Annotated in this window: 16 protein-coding genes; 9 read left to right on the top strand and 7 right to left on the bottom strand. The window is 68.9% G+C overall.

Features of this window, described 5'->3' with window-relative positions:
* Nucleotides 1-77 precede the first annotated feature (77 nt).
* Together J2850_RS01035 and rimO are read right to left on the bottom strand one after the other, a co-directional pair.
* Complete coding sequence (locus tag J2850_RS01035; protein ID WP_209977859.1) at nt 78-428, bottom strand: HNH endonuclease; 351 nt, start codon at nt 426-428, stop codon at nt 78-80.
* 39 nt (nt 429-467) lie between these two features.
* The gene (gene rimO / locus J2850_RS01030) at nt 468-1,823 is read right to left on the bottom strand and encodes a 30S ribosomal protein S12 methylthiotransferase RimO (protein ID WP_209977857.1); all 1,356 of its coding nucleotides are present in this window, start codon (nt 1,821-1,823) and stop codon (nt 468-470) included.
* A gap of 333 nt (nt 1,824-2,156) precedes the next feature.
* On the opposite strand from rimO, the gene J2850_RS01025 reads away from it, so the two are divergent.
* A complete protein-coding gene (locus tag J2850_RS01025; RefSeq protein WP_246512679.1) occupies nt 2,157-2,669 on the top strand; it encodes a MarR family winged helix-turn-helix transcriptional regulator in 513 nt (170 codons plus the stop codon).
* A gap of 77 nt (nt 2,670-2,746) precedes the next feature.
* Here the strand turns inward: J2850_RS01025 and J2850_RS01020 are convergent, their stop codons facing one another.
* From J2850_RS01020 to dnaE, 3 genes are all read right to left on the bottom strand, one after another.
* Nucleotides 2,747-3,724, bottom strand: a complete 978-nt coding sequence (locus J2850_RS01020; protein WP_246512677.1) for an acetyltransferase domain-containing protein — start codon at nt 3,722-3,724, stop codon at nt 2,747-2,749.
* 97 nt (nt 3,725-3,821) lie between these two features.
* Nucleotides 3,822-4,805 carry a hypothetical protein gene (locus tag J2850_RS01015; protein ID WP_246512675.1) on the bottom strand — a complete coding sequence of 328 codons (984 nt, stop codon included), beginning with the start codon at nt 4,803-4,805 and terminating at the stop codon, nt 3,822-3,824.
* 310 nt (nt 4,806-5,115) lie between these two features.
* Nucleotides 5,116-8,607 (bottom strand): DNA polymerase III subunit alpha, encoded by a 3,492-nt coding sequence (gene dnaE / locus J2850_RS01010; protein WP_209977854.1) that lies wholly within the window; start codon nt 8,605-8,607, stop codon nt 5,116-5,118.
* A 169-nt stretch (nt 8,608-8,776) separates the two neighbouring features.
* Here dnaE and J2850_RS01005 point away from each other — a divergent pair, with 169 nt between their 5' ends.
* The 7 genes from J2850_RS01005 (at nt 8,777) to J2850_RS00975 (ending at nt 16,341) form a co-directional block, all read left to right on the top strand.
* Entirely contained in the window at nt 8,777-9,445 is a 669-nt protein-coding gene (locus J2850_RS01005; RefSeq protein ID WP_246512673.1) for a hypothetical protein, read from the top strand.
* Nucleotides 9,446-9,542: 97 nt separating this feature from the next.
* A complete protein-coding gene (locus J2850_RS01000) occupies nt 9,543-10,421 on the top strand; it encodes an EamA family transporter (RefSeq protein WP_209977852.1) in 879 nt (292 codons plus the stop codon).
* A gap of 109 nt (nt 10,422-10,530) precedes the next feature.
* Complete coding sequence (locus J2850_RS00995; protein WP_307353701.1) at nt 10,531-12,750, top strand: hybrid sensor histidine kinase/response regulator; 2,220 nt, start codon at nt 10,531-10,533, stop codon at nt 12,748-12,750.
* Between the two features lie 88 nt (nt 12,751-12,838).
* The gene (locus tag J2850_RS00990; RefSeq protein ID WP_246512671.1) at nt 12,839-13,159 is read left to right on the top strand and encodes a YgaP family membrane protein; all 321 of its coding nucleotides are present in this window, start codon (nt 12,839-12,841) and stop codon (nt 13,157-13,159) included.
* 180 nt (nt 13,160-13,339) lie between these two features.
* Nucleotides 13,340-15,115 (top strand): gamma-glutamyltransferase, encoded by a 1,776-nt coding sequence (gene ggt, locus J2850_RS00985; RefSeq protein WP_209977850.1) that lies wholly within the window; start codon nt 13,340-13,342, stop codon nt 15,113-15,115.
* A 280-nt stretch (nt 15,116-15,395) separates the two neighbouring features.
* Complete coding sequence (locus tag J2850_RS00980; protein ID WP_211113724.1) at nt 15,396-15,779, top strand: hypothetical protein; 384 nt, start codon at nt 15,396-15,398, stop codon at nt 15,777-15,779.
* A gap of 172 nt (nt 15,780-15,951) precedes the next feature.
* Nucleotides 15,952-16,341, top strand: coding sequence for a hypothetical protein (locus tag J2850_RS00975; RefSeq protein ID WP_246512669.1), 390 nt, complete (start codon nt 15,952-15,954; stop codon nt 16,339-16,341).
* Between the two features lie 198 nt (nt 16,342-16,539).
* Here J2850_RS00975 and J2850_RS00970 read toward each other — a convergent pair whose 3' ends face one another.
* On the bottom strand, nt 16,540-17,601 hold the full coding sequence (locus J2850_RS00970; protein ID WP_209977845.1) for an HD domain-containing phosphohydrolase: 1,062 nt from the start codon (nt 17,599-17,601) through the stop codon (nt 16,540-16,542).
* The gene (locus tag J2850_RS00965; protein ID WP_209977843.1) at nt 17,598-18,044 is read right to left on the bottom strand and encodes a response regulator; all 447 of its coding nucleotides are present in this window, start codon (nt 18,042-18,044) and stop codon (nt 17,598-17,600) included. The genes J2850_RS00970 and J2850_RS00965 overlap by 4 nt, the downstream gene beginning before the upstream one ends.
* Before the next feature lie 316 nt (nt 18,045-18,360).
* On the opposite strand from J2850_RS00965, the gene J2850_RS00960 reads away from it, so the two are divergent.
* The gene (locus J2850_RS00960; RefSeq protein ID WP_307353705.1) at nt 18,361-19,071 is read left to right on the top strand and encodes a response regulator transcription factor; all 711 of its coding nucleotides are present in this window, start codon (nt 18,361-18,363) and stop codon (nt 19,069-19,071) included.
* The last annotated feature ends 113 nt before the right edge of the window (nt 19,072-19,184 follow it).

The following is a 19,184-nucleotide window of genomic DNA, read 5'->3' as shown; positions in this document are numbered from 1 at the left end:
GCCTCCTCGTTGCGTGTTGCACCCCTCTTCAACGGATCGGCGGCGGATTGGTTTCCAGCGGGCGAGGATGGCTCCGCTCAGCGCAGGCGCGCGATCGCCTCCGCCACGGCGATCCACGCCGCGTCCTCCCCCGCCCCGCGCAGGACCGCCTCGCGCAGGGCGTGCAACGGCGGCCAGACGCCCAGCCGGCTGCCGCGGCGCAGGGAGAAGAAGCGGTCGAGTTCGCCGGCGGTGGGAAGGCGGTCGCCCTTGCGCTGGTTGCAGCGGCGGTGGGCGAGCACGACGTTCGCCGGGGCGTCGATCCCGCCATAGGCCTGGGGGATGAGATGGTCGAAGGTCGCCTTCGCCCCGACCGGCCCGTCGCAGTAGAAGCAGCGCCCGCCCTGCTGGACGTCCATCAGGCGGGTGTCGTCGGGCGTCACCGGCATGGACGCTGTTCCCGCATGGGCGCTGCACCTGCCGGACGGTTACTGGTCGCGCTCGACGCTGCCCCACAGGTCGTAGTCGTCGGCATGTTCGATGGTGACGTCCACCATGTCGCCGGGCTTCAGGCCTGTCTCGCCGTTCAGGAAGACGTTGCCGTCGATCTCCGGCGCGTCGGCATAGGAGCGGCCGATGGCGCCGTCCTCGTCGACCTCGTCGATCAGCACGCCGAGCGTCCAGCCCACCTTCTGCTGCAGCCGCTCGGCGCTGATCGCCTTCTGCGTCTCCATGAAGCGCTCCCAGCGCTCCTGCTTGACCTCTTCCGGCACGGCACCGGCCAGTTCGTTGGCGGCCGCACCCTCCACCGGCTCGTACTTGAAGCAGCCGACGCGGTCGAGCTGGGCCTCCTTGAGCCAGTCCAGCATGAACTGGAAATCCTCCTCCGTCTCGCCGGGGAAGCCGGTGATGAAGGTGGAACGCAGCACCAGATGCGGGCACTCGTCGCGCCATTTGCGGATGCGGTCGAGCTGCTTTTCCTGGGCCGCCGGGCGGCGCATCGCCTTCAGCACCGTCGGCGAGGCGTGCTGGAACGGGATGTCGAGGTAGGGGAGGATCTTCCCCTCCGCCATCAGCGGGATGACCTCGTCGACATGCGGGTAGGGATAGACATAGTGCAGGCGGACCCACAGGTCGAAGTTCGCCAGCTCGTTGCACAGGTCGAAGAAGCGGGTGCGCACCTCGCGGTCGTACCATTTCTCCGGCTTGTACTTCACGTCGACGCCATAGGCGCTGGTGTCCTGCGAGATCACCAGCAGTTCCTTGACCCCGGCGACCGCCAGCTTCTCCGCCTCGCGCAGCACGGAATGGATCGGGCGGCTGACCAGGTCGCCGCGCAGGCTCGGGATGATGCAGAAGCTGCAGCGGTTGTTGCAGCCCTCGGAAATCTTCAGGTAGGCATAGTGGCGCGGCGTCAGCCGCAGCCCTTCCGGCGGCACCAGGTCGGTGAAGGGGTTGTGCGTCGGCGGCACCGCCTCGTGCACCGCGCTGACCACCTGCTCGTACTGGTGCGGCCCGGTGACGGCGAGCACGTCGGGATGGACCTGGCGGATCATGTCCGATTCCACGCCCATGCAGCCGGTGACGATGACCCGCCCGTTCTCCTTGATCGCCTCGCCGATGGCGTCCAGCGACTCCTTCTTGGCGCTGTCGAGGAAGCCGCAGGTGTTGACCAGCACCACGTCGGCACCGTCATAGCTGGGCGAGATCTCGTACCCCTCGGCGCGCAGGCGCGTCAGGATGCGCTCGGAGTCGACGAGCGCCTTCGGGCAGCCGAGGCTGACGATACCGACCTTCGGGGCGGACGCCGCCGAGATGGGCTTGGAGACGGGAGATGTGGTCATCCGCGCGCGTATACAGGCGAATGCGACATTACGCCAGTGAAACCTGATGATCGACTGCCCGGGGTGCCCGTTTGCATGGCCGGCATGCCGAATCCGCCGGAGAATCCAGCAAATACAAAGACAAGCGTGAGCGGAACAGTGCCAGAGGCAATTCTAAGGCTTTGCGACATTTCGAGACAAAAGGATGAAGTCTTCAGGGTTCCGTTTTGGTGGGATAAAGGCTAAAGTGCTTCGAGACGTAAGGAACAAAGTGGCTTCCGCTTTGACAGCGTTGGCCGCCCGCTTTTTTGTACGCCCATCGTATAGCCACTGAACAATATAGAGTGGAAGAACATGGACTTCGCAAAACTGCGCGGTGCTGCTCTCGACAGCCTGACCCTCGGGGCCCGCATGGACTTCGCTGAACACGAACCTGCAACGGGCGGCGCGGCACCCCAGGCGATCGCCGATGTGATGCTGCAGATCGCGCACATCGCCGACAGCCTCGGATACACACACGGGCTGAAGCCGTCGCAGTGGACGGCGCTGCGCTACTTCGCCGGTGCCAACAACAGCCAGCGCACGGTATCGGCCTTCGCCGACTTTCACGCCACCACCCGCGGCGCCGCATCGCAGATGGTGGAGGTTCTGGTCGGCAAGGAGCTGCTGGTCCGCGTCCCGGTGCCGGAAGACCGCCGGGTCACGCAGTTGCACCCGACGCCGAAGGCGATGGAGCTTCTGCGCCACGATCCCTTGAACGACTTCGCCGGCGTCATCGCCGACCTGCCGGCCGAGGACCAGTACAGGCTGGCCGAAACGCTGACCATCCTGTTGCGCGGCCTGCTGGAGAAGCGGCAGTCGACCTGAGCAGGGCCGGCCCATGCCCGATCCGCTCCTGACCGCCCTCCCTGACCGCCCAGCCCCCTGACTGCCAGAGACCCGCGTCATGGGCCGTGGCAGGCGGCGGCGGCCGACCTCAGCCCGAGCTGGCTGCGCTCGTCGAGACGGTTGGCGGCGATGGCGTCCCACAGCCCGCTCCGGTCCAGTTCCGCCCGGATACAGTGGCAATTGGCCGTGCAGATCGCCGGCTCCACGCCCGCCTGTTCGCAGCTCGCGATGCACGAGCCGAGGAAATCCCGCACCGCAGGCGGCTGAACCGGCAGGATCTGCGCCGCGGCCCAGGCGACCCCGAACAGCAGCGGCTGGTGCAGCAGGTAGACCGCCAGGCTGTGCCTGCCGGCGAAGGCCAATGCCCGCCCCGCGCGCGTCGCCGTCGCCGCCCCGTCGCCGATTCCGGGCCAGTGCCTGCCGACCGCGATGCCGGCCAGCACGACGCCGATCCAGGGCAGCAGCGGCACGAAGTCGTTGGAGTCCGGCTCGACCGAGACCAGGCCGATCCAGCGCAGCCAGGGGCTGTCGAACAGCGGGAAGGAGAGCGAGAGGCCGGCCAGCAGCGCTCCCGCCGCCACGGCCAGCGTCACCGCCGCCGGCAGGCGGACGAAGGCGAGGCCGATCACGCTGGCCACCGCGATGTGATGCAGCACGCCGAAGAAGATCGGGCTGTCGGGAAACAGGACGTAGGACACCGCCGACACCGCCGCCGCCGCCGCCGACACCCGGCCGAGCCGCCGCAGGAAGCGGCCGCGGTCCAGACCGCCCCTGGCGGCCAGGGCCAGCCCGATCCCCGCCAGCAGCAGGAAGCTCGACAGGATCGTCGTCCGCGCCGCCAGCCAGGCCGGATCCCTCAGCAGGTCGAAGGAGGCGAAGCCGAAATAGGTCGCATCCCAGCTCGCGTGGTAGAGGGCCATCGCGACGAGCGCCAAGCCGCGCGCGATGTCGAGGGCCGGCCGGCGGGCAGTGGGTGCGGCGGAAGCGGGGGCGGAGGCATGGAGGGGGGAGGAATGGAGGGGGGAGGGCATCATCGGGACCGGTCGGGCAGGATGTCGGGCAGGATGTCGGTTGGATGGCGAACGGGTACGGCACCGCCGGCCCGAACGGCGGCCGGTGTGCGGGACGGGATCAGAGCATGTCCGGTCGCTCGCTGAACAGGCCTTCGCGCCGCCGGGGGCCGGCCGCCCCCGGCGGTGCCGGTTCCAACCCGACCCCGAAGATCCAGCCCTCCTGGCGCCGTGCCGTCTCGCCCAGTCCCGGCGGCGCCCAGGCCGCCGGCCATGCGGCGAGCCGGCGCAGCCCGGCCGCCGAGACCAGCGCGTCGCTGTCATGATCGCTCACGGCGCCGCTCCGCTCCAGCGGCCGCGATCCCAGCCGCCGCAGCGCCTCGTCGAGATCGCCGCCGTCGCGGATCTTGCGTTGCCCGAAGCCGGTCCGCTTCAGGAACAGGCGGGGGTAGATCTCGACCGCCGCGCTCATCCCCGCCGCCGGCTCCTCGAAGGGCCAGACCGCCATCCGGCCGGCAAGCGCCGCGCGGAGGGCGCGCAGCACCCTCATGCCGGCCAGCGCACCCTTGCCCACCTGCTTGGAACCGATCAGCTTGTAAGGGCTCTGCGGGTGGCCCAGCCCGTCGGCGCGGCAGGCCATTTCCGTCGCGCGGTGCGGGTCGTCGTACCAGTCCGGCTGGGGACCGCGGTGCCAGAAGCCGGCGCCGTGCAGGGCGTGGGTGGTGAAGGGGGCGCCGCCGAAGTCCGGCTCGCCGGCGCAGACCTCCTCCACCGCGTCCCATAGCTCGAAGACGGTCGGCGCACGGTCGCGGAGGCTGCGCGCTGCCACCGCAAAAGGCAGGGAAAAGGCGCAGTCGATGCCGACCAGTGCCGGCTGCCGTGCCAATTCCGACCGCAGCCAGTCATGCACGGCGGTCCGCGACCACCAGCCTCCCGGTCCGTCGACCAGCCGCGGCGGCGCGTCGCCCGGCCCGCATTCGGCGACGGCGATCCCGGCATAACGCCTGCCGCGGGCGCCGGACCAGTCGATGGCGATGAAGCGCCGGAAGGCGGACGGGGGCCGGAGCGAGGGTGGGGACGGAATCGGGGATGGGGAGGCGGGCATCGGTCCGGCATCGTGCAGAGGATTTTGAACCTATTGTCCCGGAGGGCGGACGGTTCGTGATAGGAGGAACGGGCCGCCCCCGGTGGAAGGTCCCCGCATGTCCCGATGCCGCGTCCCTGCCAGTCCCGCCGCGATGCGATCTGTCCGTCCCCGTCATCGGGAAAGCGGGCTGCCCGCCGGATGGGACGGTGGAACAGGGCCGCGCGGATGTTTCATCCGGTTTCAAATGTTCCATCCGCGGTGCACGGACGGCGGAAATCCGCCACCCGTCCCGCGGGATCGACCATGTCCGGCCCTGCCGCGCGCCCGCTCAGAGTTCCGCCACCTCGATGACGCCCGGCACCGCCTTCAGGGCGGACCGGCTCTGCGCGGTGATGGTGTAGCTCCCCGGCAGCTCGATCTCGACCTCCTTCAACGGGTCGATCTCGACCAGCACGTTGATGCGGCTCCGCCCGCGCGACAGCCGGTCCAGGGTGGCGCGCAGGGGCTCGATCGGGCCGGGGTCGCGCAGCACCACGCGCAGTCCGGCGCTGACCGAGGCGACGGCCTCCTCAAGCGGCTTGATCTCCTGGCAGGTCAGCCGGACCTCTTCGCCGTTGAGCTGGGCGTCCACCGTCATCAGCACCGGGCGGCCGGGTTCCAGCAGCTCGCGGTTGACCGCCAGGACCTCCGAGAACAGCGTCACCTCGTAGCCGCCGGTGGCGTCGGACAGTTCGACGAAGGCGAAGCGGTTGCCCGACTTCGCGGTCTTCTCCTTCTTCGACACCACGATGCCGGCCATCTTGTAGCGGGTGGAGCCGCCCCGCGCGATCGCCGTCTGCAGTTCGGCCGAGCGCACCACCTTCATCCGCCCCAGCGGGCCGGAATAGGCGTCCAGCGGGTGGGCCGACAGGTAGAAGCCGATGGCGCCGAACTCGTGCTTCAGCTTCTCCAGCGGCTCCCAGTCCTTGACCTTGGGCAGCTCCGGTTCCGGCAGCCCGCCGCCGCCGCCGGCGAACAGGTTGCCGATGCCGCTGTCGCGCTCGGCCGCCTCCGCCTGCGCGTAGCGGATGATGGTCTCCAAGGCGGCATGGACCTGGGCGCGGTTGGGGTTCAGCCCGTCGAAGGCGCCGGCGCAGGCGAGGTTCTCCAACTGCCGCTTGTTGATGGTCTTCAGGTCCAGCCGGCGGGCGAAGTCGAACAGGCTCTTGTAGGGGCCGCTCTTCCGCCGCTCCTCCACCACCGCCTTCATGGCGGGCAGGCCGACGCCCTTGACCGCGGCCAGCGCGTAGCGCACCGCCTTGGTCCCGTCCGGCAGCTCCTCCACCCCGAAGATCGAGTCGGAGCGGTTGATGTCCGGCGTCAGCAGCCGGATGCGCAGCCGCGCCAGCTCCTGGCGGAAGACGTTCAGCTTGTCGGTGTTGCCGAGGTCGAGCGTCATCGACGCCGCCATGAACTCCACCGGGTGGTTCGCCTTCAGATAGGCGGTGTGGTAGGCGACCAGCGCGTAGGCGGCGGCGTGGCTCTTGTTGAAGCCGTAGCCGGCAAACTTCATCACCTGGTCGAAGATCAGGCTGGCCAGCTCCGCCTTCACGCCGCGCTGCTCGGCGCCGTCGCAGAAGATCTTGCGCTGGTTGTCCATCTCCTCCTTGATCTTCTTGCCCATGGCGCGGCGCAGGAGATCGGCGCCGCCCAGCGAGTAGCCGGACAGCACCTGGGCAATCTGCATGACCTGTTCCTGGTAGATCATGATCCCGAAGGTCTCCTTCAGGATGCCTTCCAGGCTGTCATGCATGTAGTCGGGCTTCTCGTCCCCGTTCTTGACCCGGATGTATTTCGGGATGTTGTCCATCGGGCCGGGGCGGTAGAGGGACACCAGCGCGATGATGTCCTCCAGCCGGTTGGGCTTCAGCCGGCGCAGCACGTCGCGCATGCCGGAGCTTTCAAGCTGGAACACCCCGGTCGCCTCGGCGCGGCTGAGAAGCTGGTAGCTCTTCTCGTCGTCCAGCGGGACGGTGGTGAGGTCCGGCTTCCCGTCGATCAGGTCGACCGCCGTCTTCAGCACAGTCAGCGTCTTCAGGCCGAGGAAGTCGAACTTCACCAGGCCGGCCTGTTCGACATATTTCATGTTGAACTGGGTGACCGGCATGTCCGAGCGCGGGTCGCGGTAGAGCGGCACCAGCTCGTCCAGCGGCCGGTCGGCGATCACCACGCCGGCGGCGTGGGTCGAGGCGTGGCGGAACAGCCCCTCCAGCTTCAGCGCGATGTCGATCAGGTGGCGCACGGTGTCGTCGCCGTCGCGGGCCTGGCGCAGCATCTCCTCGCTGTCCAGCGCCTGCTGCAGCGTCACCGGGTTGGCCGGGTTGTTCGGCACCATCTTGCAGATCTTGTCGACCTGCCCGTAGGGCATCTGCAGCACGCGGCCGACGTCGCGCAGCACGGCGCGCGCCTGCAGCTTTCCAAAGGTGATGATCTGGGCGACGCGGTCGTAGCCGTACTTGTTCTGGACGTAGCGGATGACCTCTTCGCGGCGGTCCTGGCAGAAGTCGATGTCGAAGTCGGGCATCGACACGCGTTCGGGGTTCAGGAAGCGCTCGAACAGCAGGCCGAAGCGCAGGGGGTCGAGGTCGGTGATGGTCAGCGCCCAGGCGACGACCGAGCCGGCGCCCGAACCGCGGCCCGGGCCGACCGGAATGTCTTGGGCCTTCGCCCATTTGATGAAGTCCGACACGATCAGGAAGTAGCCGGGGAACTTCATCTTGACGATGACGTCCAGCTCGAACTCCAGCCGCTCGAAATAGGTCTTGCGGGTTTCCTCCCGCTGCTCCGGTGTCATGTCCGGGGTGAAGACGACCTTCTCCAGCCGCATCTCCAGGCCGGCGCGCGACTGGGCGCGCAGCTCGTCGTCCTCGGTGCGGCCGCCCTCGCAGGCAAAGGGCGGCAGGATCGGCTTGATCGGCTTCAGCAGGAAGGAGCAGCGCCGGGCGATCGCCACCGTGTTGTCCACCGCCTCCGGCAGGTCGGCGAACAGCAGCCGCATCTCCTCCGCCGACTTGAAGCGGTGGTCGGGCGTCAGGCGGCGGCGCTCCTCCTGGCTCAGGTAGGCGCCCTCGGCGATGCAGAGCAGCGCGTCGTGCGCCTCGTACATGTCGGCGGTGGCGAAGTGGCAGTCGTTGGTGGCGACCAGCGGCAGGCCGTGGGCGTAGGCGAGGTCGATCAGCGCCGGCTCGATGGCGTTCTCGACCGCGGCGAACTGGCCGCGCCCGCCCTCGTGCCGCTGCAGCTCGACATAGAGCCGGCCGGGGAACAGACCCTTCAGCGTCTCCAGCACCTCCAGCGCCAGATCCTTCTGCCCCTCGTGCAGCAGGCGGCCGAGCGAGCCGCCCGGCCCGCCGGTCAGCGCGATCAGGCCGCCGGAATGGCCCTGCAGCGCGTCGAGCGGGACCTGCGGGCCGGCCAGAGGATCGGAGTCCAGGAAGGCTTTCGACACCAGCTTCATCAGGTTGCGATAGCCCTCCTCGTTCTGGCAGAGCAGGACGATCTGGTCCGGGGTGGCCGCCGCCTTGCCGGGCAGGCCAGGCTTGGACTGGGTGGGGCCGACGCGGGTGATGCCCAGCACCGTGCCGATGATCGGCTGCACGCCGACGTCGGACGCCGCCAGCGCGAACTCCAGCGCGCCGAACAGGTTGCCGCTGTCGGTGACCGCGACGGCCGGCATCTGCTGCTTGGCGCAGAGCTTGACCAGTTCCTTCACCTTGATCGCGCCTTCCGACAGCGAATAGGCGGAATGGACGCGCAGGTGGATGAAGTCGGCGTAGGGCATGGCAACCAGTGGTTAGGGCCAACGGCAGGAAGCCGGGGGCGGGGGGTGGCCCGCCTTCCCGTTCCCGCTTCTAGCACAGCCGGGGCGGTTCCCGCGACGGTCGCGCGGATGCATGCGGACGTGGTATGCAGGGCGCCACGACGAGATCAGGGATGGGGAGGACGCCGCGATGGATCGGCAGCACCTTTTGCCCGTCGCCCTGCACCGGACGGGCGTGCGGATGCCTTCTCGGCACCGGCGGACCGTGCGGGCGGCGACGCCTTTGGCCCTGCTGGCCGGGCTCGCGCTGGCACTCTCCGCCTGCGAAACCGTGCCGCCGCCCCCCGCCGCCCCGCCACCGACGGCCGCCTTGCCCGACGGGCCGGCCAAGCCCTTCGGCACCGGCAAGGGCTGGACCGTCACCATCCACACCCCGCCCGGCGCCAAGCCCTTCTGCGTCGCGGAGCGCGCCGCGGCGGCCGGTCAGCCGCCGGGCGGGGAGACGGGGGCGCCGCGCCTGGCCTTCCGCACCGCGACTGCCGAATCGGGCTTCATCCTCTCGGGCTACACGCCGTCCGACGCCGGGGCCGCCGCCAAGCCGGGGGAGCGCTACGACCTCACCGCCAGCCTCGACCAGGGCTCGCGCCTGACCCTGAGCGCCCGGGCGCTGCCCGACGGCACCCTCTATGTCGCCGTGCCGACCGCGCGCTTCCTCGACGAGATGGGGCCGCTGGCCCGCGGCCACCGGGTCGCCTTCCGCAGCAGCGGATTGGGCGACCTCGGGGTGCTTCTGCTGTCCGGCTCGTCCTGGGCGATCAACGCATCGGACGAATGCCGGATCCTGCATGCGGACCAGTGAGGCGCCAGGGGGGAGGCCGGCGCGCAGGCCAGCCACGCGGCGGGCGCACCCTGCGGCGGATTGACCACCCCGGCGGCGCCCGCTTAGCTTGCGGACCATGCGTGCTTCCCACATCCTGCTCGCCGTGGCGGTCGCCGCCGTCTGGGGCTTCAACTTCGTCGCGATCAAGGTCGGCCTGCGCGATTTCCCGCCGCTGCTCTTCTCCTGCCTGCGCTTCGCACTGGCGGCCTTGCCACTGGCCGTCCTCTGGCGGAAGGGGCCGCCGGTGCCATGGCGCTACGTGATCGGCATCGGCGTGATGCTGGGGGTGGTGAAGTTCCCGCTGCTGTTCCTCGGCATCGACGTCGGCATGCCGGCGGGGCTGGCCTCGCTGGTGCTGCAGGCGCAGGCGTTCTTCACCGCCATCTTCGCCGCCGCCGCGCTGGGCGACCGGCCGGGGCCGCGGCAGGTCGCCGGCATGGCGGTCGCCTTCGCCGGCATCGGGCTGATCGCCACCGAGCTGCCGGCCGGCGAGTCGCTGTTCGGCCTCGGCCTGACGCTTGCCGCCGCCGCCGCCTGGGGCGTGGCCAACATCGTGATGAAGCAGGCCAAGGCGCCCGACCTCTTCAGCCTGATGGTCTGGGTCAGCCTGATCCCGCCGCTGCCCCTGCTGGTCCTGTCGGGCGTGCTGGAAGGGCCGGACCGCATCCTGCACGCCTTCGCCTCCCTGACACCGGTCGGTGTGGCCTCGCTGCTCTACATCGCCGGCGGCGCCACGCTGTTCGGCTTCGCGGCCTGGGGCTTCCTGATGCGCCACCATCCCGCCAGCGTCGTCGCTCCCTTCTCGCTGCTGGTGCCGATCTTCGGGATGAGCTCCAGCGCGCTGCTGCTGGGGGAAACCCTGACGGCCGCCAAGCTGGCGGGCGGCCTTCTGGTTTTCGCGGGGCTGGCGCTGTCGGTCCTGAAGGTCCGGGCGCCGGTGCGGGCACGGGCGTGAGGGTCCTATCAGCCTTGACGGCCTTGACGGAGCGCCCCCGTCCCCGGATCATCGCGGCGGGGCGGGACATCATCGATACGGGCGTGACTTGACTTCCTCGGACAGGACCGTGCGCCCGCAAGGCGCACCGCTGACCTCGTTCCCGGCCCGCTGGCTGGCGCACCTGCGTGCCAGCCGGCCGCTGCGCATCCTGCTGTTCATCGGCACGCTGTGCGTCACCATGCTGCTGGTCGCCACCCTCCACTACATCGGCAGCATGCGGGAGCACGAGCTGGAAGGGGCCGAGCGGGAGCTCTCGACCCTGAACCTGTCGCTGTCCGAGCAGACGGCGCGGGCGATGCAGAGCGTCAACCTGGTGCTCGGGACGATCGTCGAGCAGGTGAGGGCCGAGGGCATCGCCACGCCCGAAGCCTATGTCCAGCGCATGTCCAGCCGCGACACCCACGAGATGCTGCGGGCGCGGACCTCCGGCGTGCCGCAGCTCGACGCCGTGACGATGATCGCCGACGACGGCCGGCTGGTCAATTTCTCGCGCTTCTACCCGATCCCGCAGGTCAACGTCTCCGACCGCGACTATTTCTCCTATCTGCGCGACCACGACACGCCCGAACCCTTCATCAGCGAACCGGTGCGCAACCGCGGAACCGGCACCTGGACCATCTATCTGGCCCGCCGCGTCAGCGGCCCCGGCGGCCGCTTCGTCGGGCTGGTGCTGGGCGCGATCGAGCTGAGCTATTTCGAGGGGCTGTACAAGGCGCTGCAGCCCGACGGCGACGGCAGCATCAGCCTGTGGCGGCGCGACGGCATCCTGCTCGCCCGGCATCCGGCCTTGCCCGGCGTCGGCAGCGCGGTCGGGCAGCGCCGTTTCCTGGACGTGCTGTCGCAGTCCGGCGCCGGGGTGTTCGTCGCACCCGACGGTCTCGATGCCGGTCCGCGGCTGGTGGCGACGCGGGCTCTTTCGGACTATCCGTTGATCGTCAACGTCACGCGCACGATCGATGCGGTGCTGGTGGACTGGCGGATGCAGGCATGGTCGATCGGGTTGGCCGGCGGCGTCGGAACCGCGGCGCTGCTGCTGGCGCTCTGGGCGCTCGCCCGCCAGTTCCGCGCCTACGAGACCGCCACGCAGGCGACCGAGGCCGCCCGCCAAGCCTTGGAGGCGCGGGAGGAGGCCGAGCAGGCCTTGCGCCAGAGCCAGAAGATGGAGGCGATCGGCCAATTGACCGGCGGGGTAGCGCACGACTTCAACAACCTGCTCCAGGCGATCGGCATCAACCTGCATGTGATCGAAAGCAGAAGCTGCGACGAACGCATCGTCGGCCCGGCGCGGCTGGCGCTCCAGGCGGTGGAGCGCGGCGCCACCCTTACCCAGCATCTGCTGGCCTTCTCCCGACGCCAGCAGTTGCGGCCGATGCCGGTGGATGTCGGCGGCCTGGTCGAGCGGATCAGCCGGCTGCTCGGCCGCACGATCGGCCAGATGGTGCGGGTGGAGGTGAAGATCGCGCCCGGCCTGTGGCCGGCGATGATCGATCCGACCCAGTTGGAAATGGCCCTGCTGAACCTGGCGCTGAACGCGCGCGACGCCATGCCGGGCGGCGGCACGCTGCGGATCACCGCCGGCAACCGGGTGGCCGACCCGGAAACCGTGCCCGACCTGGCGCCCGGCGACTATGTGTCGGTGGCGGTCAGCGACACCGGGACCGGCATGCCGACGGAGGTGGCCGCCCGCGCCTTCGAGCCGTTCTTCACCACCAAGGAGGTCGGGCGCGGCACCGGCCTCGGCCTCAGCATGGTGCACGGCCTGGCGACCCAGTCCGGCGGCGGCGTCGCGCTGTCCAGCCGACCGGGAGAGGGCACGACCGTGACGCTCTACCTGCCGCGGGCTGCCGGTCCTGCCGTGGCGGAACCGCCGGCCGCCCAGCCGCCGCCGGCCGCCGAGGCGGCTCCGGCCTTGGGCGCCGGCTGTGCCGTCCTGCTGGTTGACGACGAGGAACTGGTCCGCACGGCCACCGCGGAGTATCTGGCTCAGGCCGGCTTTTCCGTGCGCGAGGTGGCCGATGCCGCGGCGGCGCTCAGCCTGCTGGAGTCCGGCTTCCGGCCGGACGTCATCGTCACCGACCACATGATGCCGGGGATGACCGGCCTTGAGATGGCACGCAAGCTGCGCGCCCGCCAGGACGCGACGCCGATCCTGATGGTCACCGGCTATGCCGAGGATCTGACATCGACGGCGGCGGTGCGCGAGGTCGACATGACGGTCTTGTCCAAGCCGGTCGAGCCGGCGCGGCTGGCCCGGTCGATCCGCGACATGGCCTCGGTTCCGGGCTGACCGCGAGCCGCGCATGGCGCTGCGGTGGAACAGAGGGGGCGTTCCGGCGTTGGAAGGGCAGAACGTCCCCAACGCAAACGGAGCCGCCATGAGCGCCCAGTCGACCATTCGTGATGCCTACGACAGCGTTTTCGAAGGCCATGCCAATCTCGGCATGGGCGAGCGCATCGTCTCCACCGGACTCGGCCTCGCCGTTGCGGCCGGTGGCCTGCGCAAGGGGGCGAGCATCCCCGGTGCCATCATGGGGCTGGTCGGCGCCGCTCTCGTCGCCCGTGGCATGAGCGGCCATTGCCCGGTCAAGGACCGCCTGTCGGGTCATCATCCCGATTCCCTGGGGCACGACTCCTCCGGGCACGGCGAGGGCGTGTCGCAGGGCGTGAGCCAGCGCGGGCTGACGCCGACCTACTGAGACGGCGCCTCATTCCTTTACGGCCGCACTCCGTGCGGCCGGCCGGATTGCGTGGGTAACCCTGATGGCTAGGCATTGAGCGGGCCGGCAACGGAAAGAAGACCGGACGTTGCGTCTGTGCGATCCTGTGCGCCCCGGACGGCGTTCCGGATCCGCAGTCCCGCTCAAGAGGTTCGCCCCATGTGGTTGCCCGCCTTACGGCCCCGCTCTTCCGTCGCAGCGCTGGCGGCTCTGTGCGTCGGCTTGCCGATGCTGTTGCCGCCGCCGGCCCTTGCCCAGAAGGCCCCCTCGACCGCGGGTGCTGCGTCCGTCCGCTACGACATCGGCAACGAGATCTTCCACCCGGTGCTCGGACGGAACGGCATGGTGGCCTCGGAACACCGGCTCGCCACCGAGATCGGGGTCGACATCCTCAAGCGCGGTGGCAATGCCGTCGATGCGGCGGTCGCCGTCGGCTTCGCGCTGGCGGTTGTCCTGCCGAACGCCGGCAATGTCGGCGGCGGCGGCTTCATGATCGTCCACGACGCCAAGAGCGGAAAGGACGTCGCCATCGACTTCCGCGAGATGGCGCCGGCCAAGGCGTTCCGCGACATGTACCTGGACGAGCAGGGCAAGGTGGTGCCCGACCGCTCGCTCTACACCCACCTCGCGGTCGGCATCCCCGGCACCGTCGCCGGTCTCGCCCATGCGCTGGAAAAATACGGGACCATGCCGCTTGCCGACGTCCTGGCACCTGCCATCCGCCTGGCACGCGACGGCCACACCGTCACCCCGCAGCTTGCCGGCCTGCTGGAGGTGGAGCGCGACCACCTCGCAAAGTGGGACGCGACCAAGGCGATCTTCTTCAAGGATGGCCGGCCGCTGACCGCCGGCGAGACGCTGGCCAATCCAGACCTCGCAAATTCGCTGGAAATGATCGCGCAGCAGGGGCCGAAGGCCTTCTACGAGGGGCCGATTGCCGACAGGATCGCCGCGGAGATGGCGCAGCACGGCGGCTACCTGACCAAGGAGGATCTCAAGGCGTACAAGGTGGTCGAGCGCGAGCCGGTCGCCGGCAGCTATCGCGGCTATACGGTGAAGTCGATGCCGCCGCCCAGTTCCGGCGGCACCCACATCATCCAGATGCTGAACATCCTGGAACGCTGGCCGCTGAAGGACTACGGCCCCGACAGCGCCCAGGCCATCCATCTCATGGCCGAGGCGATGAAGCTGGCCTATGCCGACCGCTCCGAATATCTGGGCGATCCGGATTTCACCAAGGTTCCGGTCAAGGGGCTTACGTCGCGCAAATATGCGGACGAGCTCGCCGCCAGGATCGATCCGGAGAAGGCGACGCCGGCGGCCGCCATCAAGCCCGGAAATCCGGCGCCCTACGAGAGCGACCAGACCACGCATTTCTCGGTGGCGGACGCCCAGGGCAACGTGGTCAGCACGACCTACACCCTCAACCTCAATTTCGGCAGCGGCATCGTCGCGGCCGGCACCGGCATCCTGCTGAACAACGAGATGGACGATTTCTCCGCCAAGCCGGGCGTGCCCAACGCCTTCGGCCTGATCGGCGGCGACGCCAACGCCGTCCAGCCGTACAAGCGGCCGCTCAGCTCGATGTCGCCGACCATCGTGTTGAAGGACGGGAAGCCCTGGCTGGTCACCGGCAGCCCCGGCGGCAGCCGCATCATCACCACCACGATGGAGACGGTGGTCGACCACATCGATTTCGGCATGAACCCGGCCGAGGCTGCGGCCCTGCCGCGCGTCCATCACCAGTGGACCCCCGACGAACTGCGGGTGGAGAAGGGGCTGAGCCCCGACACCGTCCGGCTGCTGGAGCGGATGGGGCACAAGGTGTCGGTCAAGGCAACGATGGGGCGCACCCAAACCATCCAGATGACGGATGAGGGCATGTCCGGCTACTCCGATCCCCGCAACCCCGACGGCATGACGATCGGCTATTGAGCGACCGAAGTCGGGGCGGCCGGCACCGGCTGCCCCGGTGCGGGCGCCCCGCATCCCCCTGTACGCCACATTCTCGTGTACAAGGAAAAAACGGCGTGCTTTGGTACCCTGCGATCCGCCATGCCGGATGGACGGGGACGGTCCCCGACGGCTCGGCCGAAAGCCCGTCCCCCGAGCCGACCCCGCCCGTTCGTATAGGACAACGGAACAGTTGGCTTAAGGCGGGCTGGTCGGTTAGCCTTTGCAGGAGTGAACCGGAGCATTTGCCGTGGATAAGGCCTTGGTCGAAAAGAACCGCGAGTGGACCTATCATCGTGAGGGGAGGGAGCCCGTCACCATTCGGGTCGCCGACTTCGAGCGCGAAGGAAAACGCATCGTCGCCTTCCTGGAGCAGACGGACATCGCAAAGACGACCGGATCCTCCCGACCGGCCGTGAACGACTGGCCCCGCATTGCCGAGGCTTATGCGCAGGAGCAGGGTGTCTCGCTTGGGGACATCTACTGGTACGAGCTGCATCCGCGCCGTTTCGCCAACGGCCGCCCCAACGTGTCGGAGTACCGGCCCGGCGTCGGCGAGTGGCGTTTCGAGACCAGCATTCCGCTCGCCCGCGCCATCGTCGAGCAGCTCGGCTTCGATCCGGACAACCTTCCGCTCGATATCTGAAGCGGCGGCGGGGCAGCCCCGCCGCCTCCCCCTGTCTCAGCCCGCGGCGGGCGTGTATACTGTGCTGCGTATGCTCGGCCGGGCGATCGTGCCGGCCTTGCCCGGGAGAGGGATGATGAAGACGGGATTGAGGGCGGTTGTGCTTGGGGCCGTGGCGCTTGCGGCGTCCGCCATGCTCCTCGCGGCTCCGGACGGGGCGCAGGCACGGACGTCGGTGTCGATCGGCGTTGGGGTCGGACCTGTCTTCCCGGCCTACGGCTATTATCATCCCTACCGCTATTATGCTCCCCCGCCGGTGGTTTACGCACCGCCGGCCGTGGTGTATTCGCCGCCGCCGGTCGTCTATGCACCGCCGCCCCCGGTGACCTATGCACCACCAGCGGCCTACGCACCGCCAGCGGCGGCGGTCGTGCCGGCAGACCCCGCCGGTCCGGTCTATCTGTCCCGCAGTGGCCAGCAGTGCCGTGAATACCAGAGCCGTGTGGTCGTCGGTGGCCGGTCGCAGCCGGTCTACGGCACCGCCTGCCTTCAACCGGACGGAAGCTGGCGCATCGTCAACTGACGGGCGCCGCCCGCCGCCGTCATGCCGCCGCTGAAACCGCATAGTCTCAGATCCGTCGACCGAGCCTTGGCATCCCTGACTCCAGGCGCCATTTTCCCGTGCAGGTCGCGGATCGAGCGATCCCGCTTGAAACGTGACTCACACGGAAAACCAAGAGCTTAGTGCCTGTCTGGTGATTCAATAAGCACCAGACAGGCTCTAGGTTCCCATCGGGCAAAGCTGTGCCGGATGATCGGCATGGGTACTGTGGATCGAAAGGATGTCGTCCCAGCGCGACAGGAAGGCGTCGAGCAGGGCGGGGTCGAAATGCAGGCCGCGCTGCTCGATCATGAAGGCCCGCGCCTCTGTCAGCGTCCAGGGCCGCTTGTAGGGCCGCGCGGACGTCAGGGCATCGAAGACGTCGGCGATGGCGACGATGCGGCCGCACAGCGGGATGGCGTTGCCGATCCTTCCGGCGGGATAACCGCTGCCGTCGAATTTCTCGTGGTGGGTGAGCGCGATCTCCGCCGCCATGCGAAGCAACGGGATGTCACTGTCGGCCAGGATCCTGTGGCCGATGGTGGTGTGCCGGCGCATGACCCTCGTTTCCTCCGGCGTCAACTGCCCGGGTTTCAGCAGGATCATGTCGGGGATACCGATCTTGCCGATGTCGTGCATCGGAGCCGCCTTCTGCAGATCATGGGCGAAGTCGTCGCCACAGCCGGCCGCTTCCGCGATAAGGCGCGAATAGAGAGCCATGCGCTCGATATGGGCGCCGGTCTCGGGATCGCGGTATTCGGCGGCGCGCGAGAGCCTGTGGACCAGATCCTCTCCCCGCCGTTGGAGCGCCGCGGTCACACGCTCCACCTCGGCGGCGAGCAGGGCGGCGCGGTCGCGAAGCAGGGTGCGCCCATGCCGCAGGGCCAGCAGGTTGCGCAGGCGGACCTGTACCTCCGGGACGACGATCGGCTTGGTCAGGAAGTCGCTGCACCCGAGATCCAGCGCCCGCATGCGGACATCCGCCGCGGTGTTCGCGGTGACCATCACCACCGGCACCTCGTCCAGCCTCGCGTCGCCGCGGATCCGGCGGAGAAGTTCGATGCCGTCCATGTCCGGCATCATCTGGTCCAGCAGGACGAGGTCGGGCTCGTTCTCCCGCATCCAGTCGATGGCTTTCACCGGACTGGTCATCGTCACCGGATCGGCATCGTCCAGGCGTCGGACAATGGCGGCCATGATGAACAGGTTGGTCTGATCGTCGTCGACGACGAGGACTTTCATTTCAGTCCCCCGGTCCTGCGATACGCGATCAGCCTCCCGGCTTCGGCAAGCAGCGCCGGAAGGTTGAGCGGCTTTTCGAAGGCGGCCTCCGCGCCCAGCAGGCGCGCCATGTTCGGCAGTTCCAGGCGCAGGCGCACGCTGCCGCCCGAAACCGCGATCAGCGGCGGGCGCGACGGCGCGTCCTTCAGCCGCAGGATGACTTCGTATCCATCGGCTTCCGGCATGATGATGTCCGTCACCACCAGATCCACCGGCTCTCCGTGCAGGATGGTCAGGGCGGCGTTGCCGTTCTCGGCCTCCCGCACGCTGTATCCGGCGCGAAGAAAAGCAGTGGCGACCATGCCGCGGAAATCCGGGTCGTCATCCACCAGCAGCACGGAACCGGTGGCGGACACCGGCGTCGCTGCCGGTTTGGCAGGCAGCTCGTAATGGGTCGCTTCCATCGTTGCCGATTCCGTCCTGTGCCGCGGCCGGCAGCATCGCCGGCCAAAGGGGGTAGAGACCTCACAATAGCCGGCAGGGACGGTTGTGGTGTGGGGAGACAGGGATAGCGGTGCCGGGAAAGCGGATAGCTGGGATACTATCCTGCACTGGCGCCGTGGCCCGAGCGGCACCTGATCAGATCGCCGCCGTGCAGTGGTCATGGATGCGCGGGGCTGCCGCCACGAAACCTTAAGATTTCGGCGGTCATAAAGGGTATCCCTGATATTATTGGCGCATCGATCTTGAGGGTGGCGGAGGCGGATGATGAGAATCTTGGTGGCTGACGACCATCCCCTCTTTCGGGATGCGCTCGAACTGTCGGTCCGCCAGGCTTGGCCGGATGCCGATGTCGTCTGTATCGGCTCGTTGGAGGAACTGCCGGTCCTGCGCAACGGCGCAGGACCGGCGGAAACCGTGCCCATCCGTTACGACCTGATCGTGCTCGATTGGCGGATGCCCGGAGCGGAGGATGGTGGTCCGCTCGGCGTGCTCCGCCGCCATGGGATTGAAGGGCCCGTCGCGGTCGTGACCGGAGCCGAGGATGCCGTGACCGCGCTGGAGGTGCTGCGTTGCGGGGCCGAGGCGTTCCTGCCGAAAACCACACCACGCCGCGTCCTGGCGCAGGCCCTGCGGCTGGTGGCGGAGGGCGGCAGCTTCGTGCCGAAGGGCGTGGCGCTCGAACTTATGCAGATGACGGACCTGTCGCTCGACATGGACGAGACGGAGGAGGCCGACGGCCCGCTGCCGGAAGCGGAGGGCGCCTTGTCCTCGCCGCTCACGGAGCGGGAACAGCAGGTGCTGTCGATGCTCGCCACCGGAGCGACAAACAAGGAGATCGGGCGCTCGCTCAGCCTCCAGGAGGTGACGGTCAAGCTGCACACCCGCCGCATCCTGCGCAAGCTGGGCGCACGAAACCGTACAGACGCCGTGCGGCGGGCCCAGAAGGCCGGCCTGCTGTCCCGCAGCGTCGGCGAGGCGTCCGTCTGATCGATGGTTCGGGACGCCGAGGTAGGGTGAGATGCAGGCGGCGGTATAGGGCTGGTCCCAGCAGTCCGCGTTTGTGCGTTCTGCTACAGTCCCGGCCAGCCGCTCGCAGCCTT

This window comes from Azospirillum picis, assembly GCF_017876115.1.
Classification (GTDB): domain Bacteria; phylum Pseudomonadota; class Alphaproteobacteria; order Azospirillales; family Azospirillaceae; genus Azospirillum; species Azospirillum picis.
Note: the sequence above shows the minus strand (reverse complement) of the source record. Positions and strands in the feature narration are given on the sequence as shown.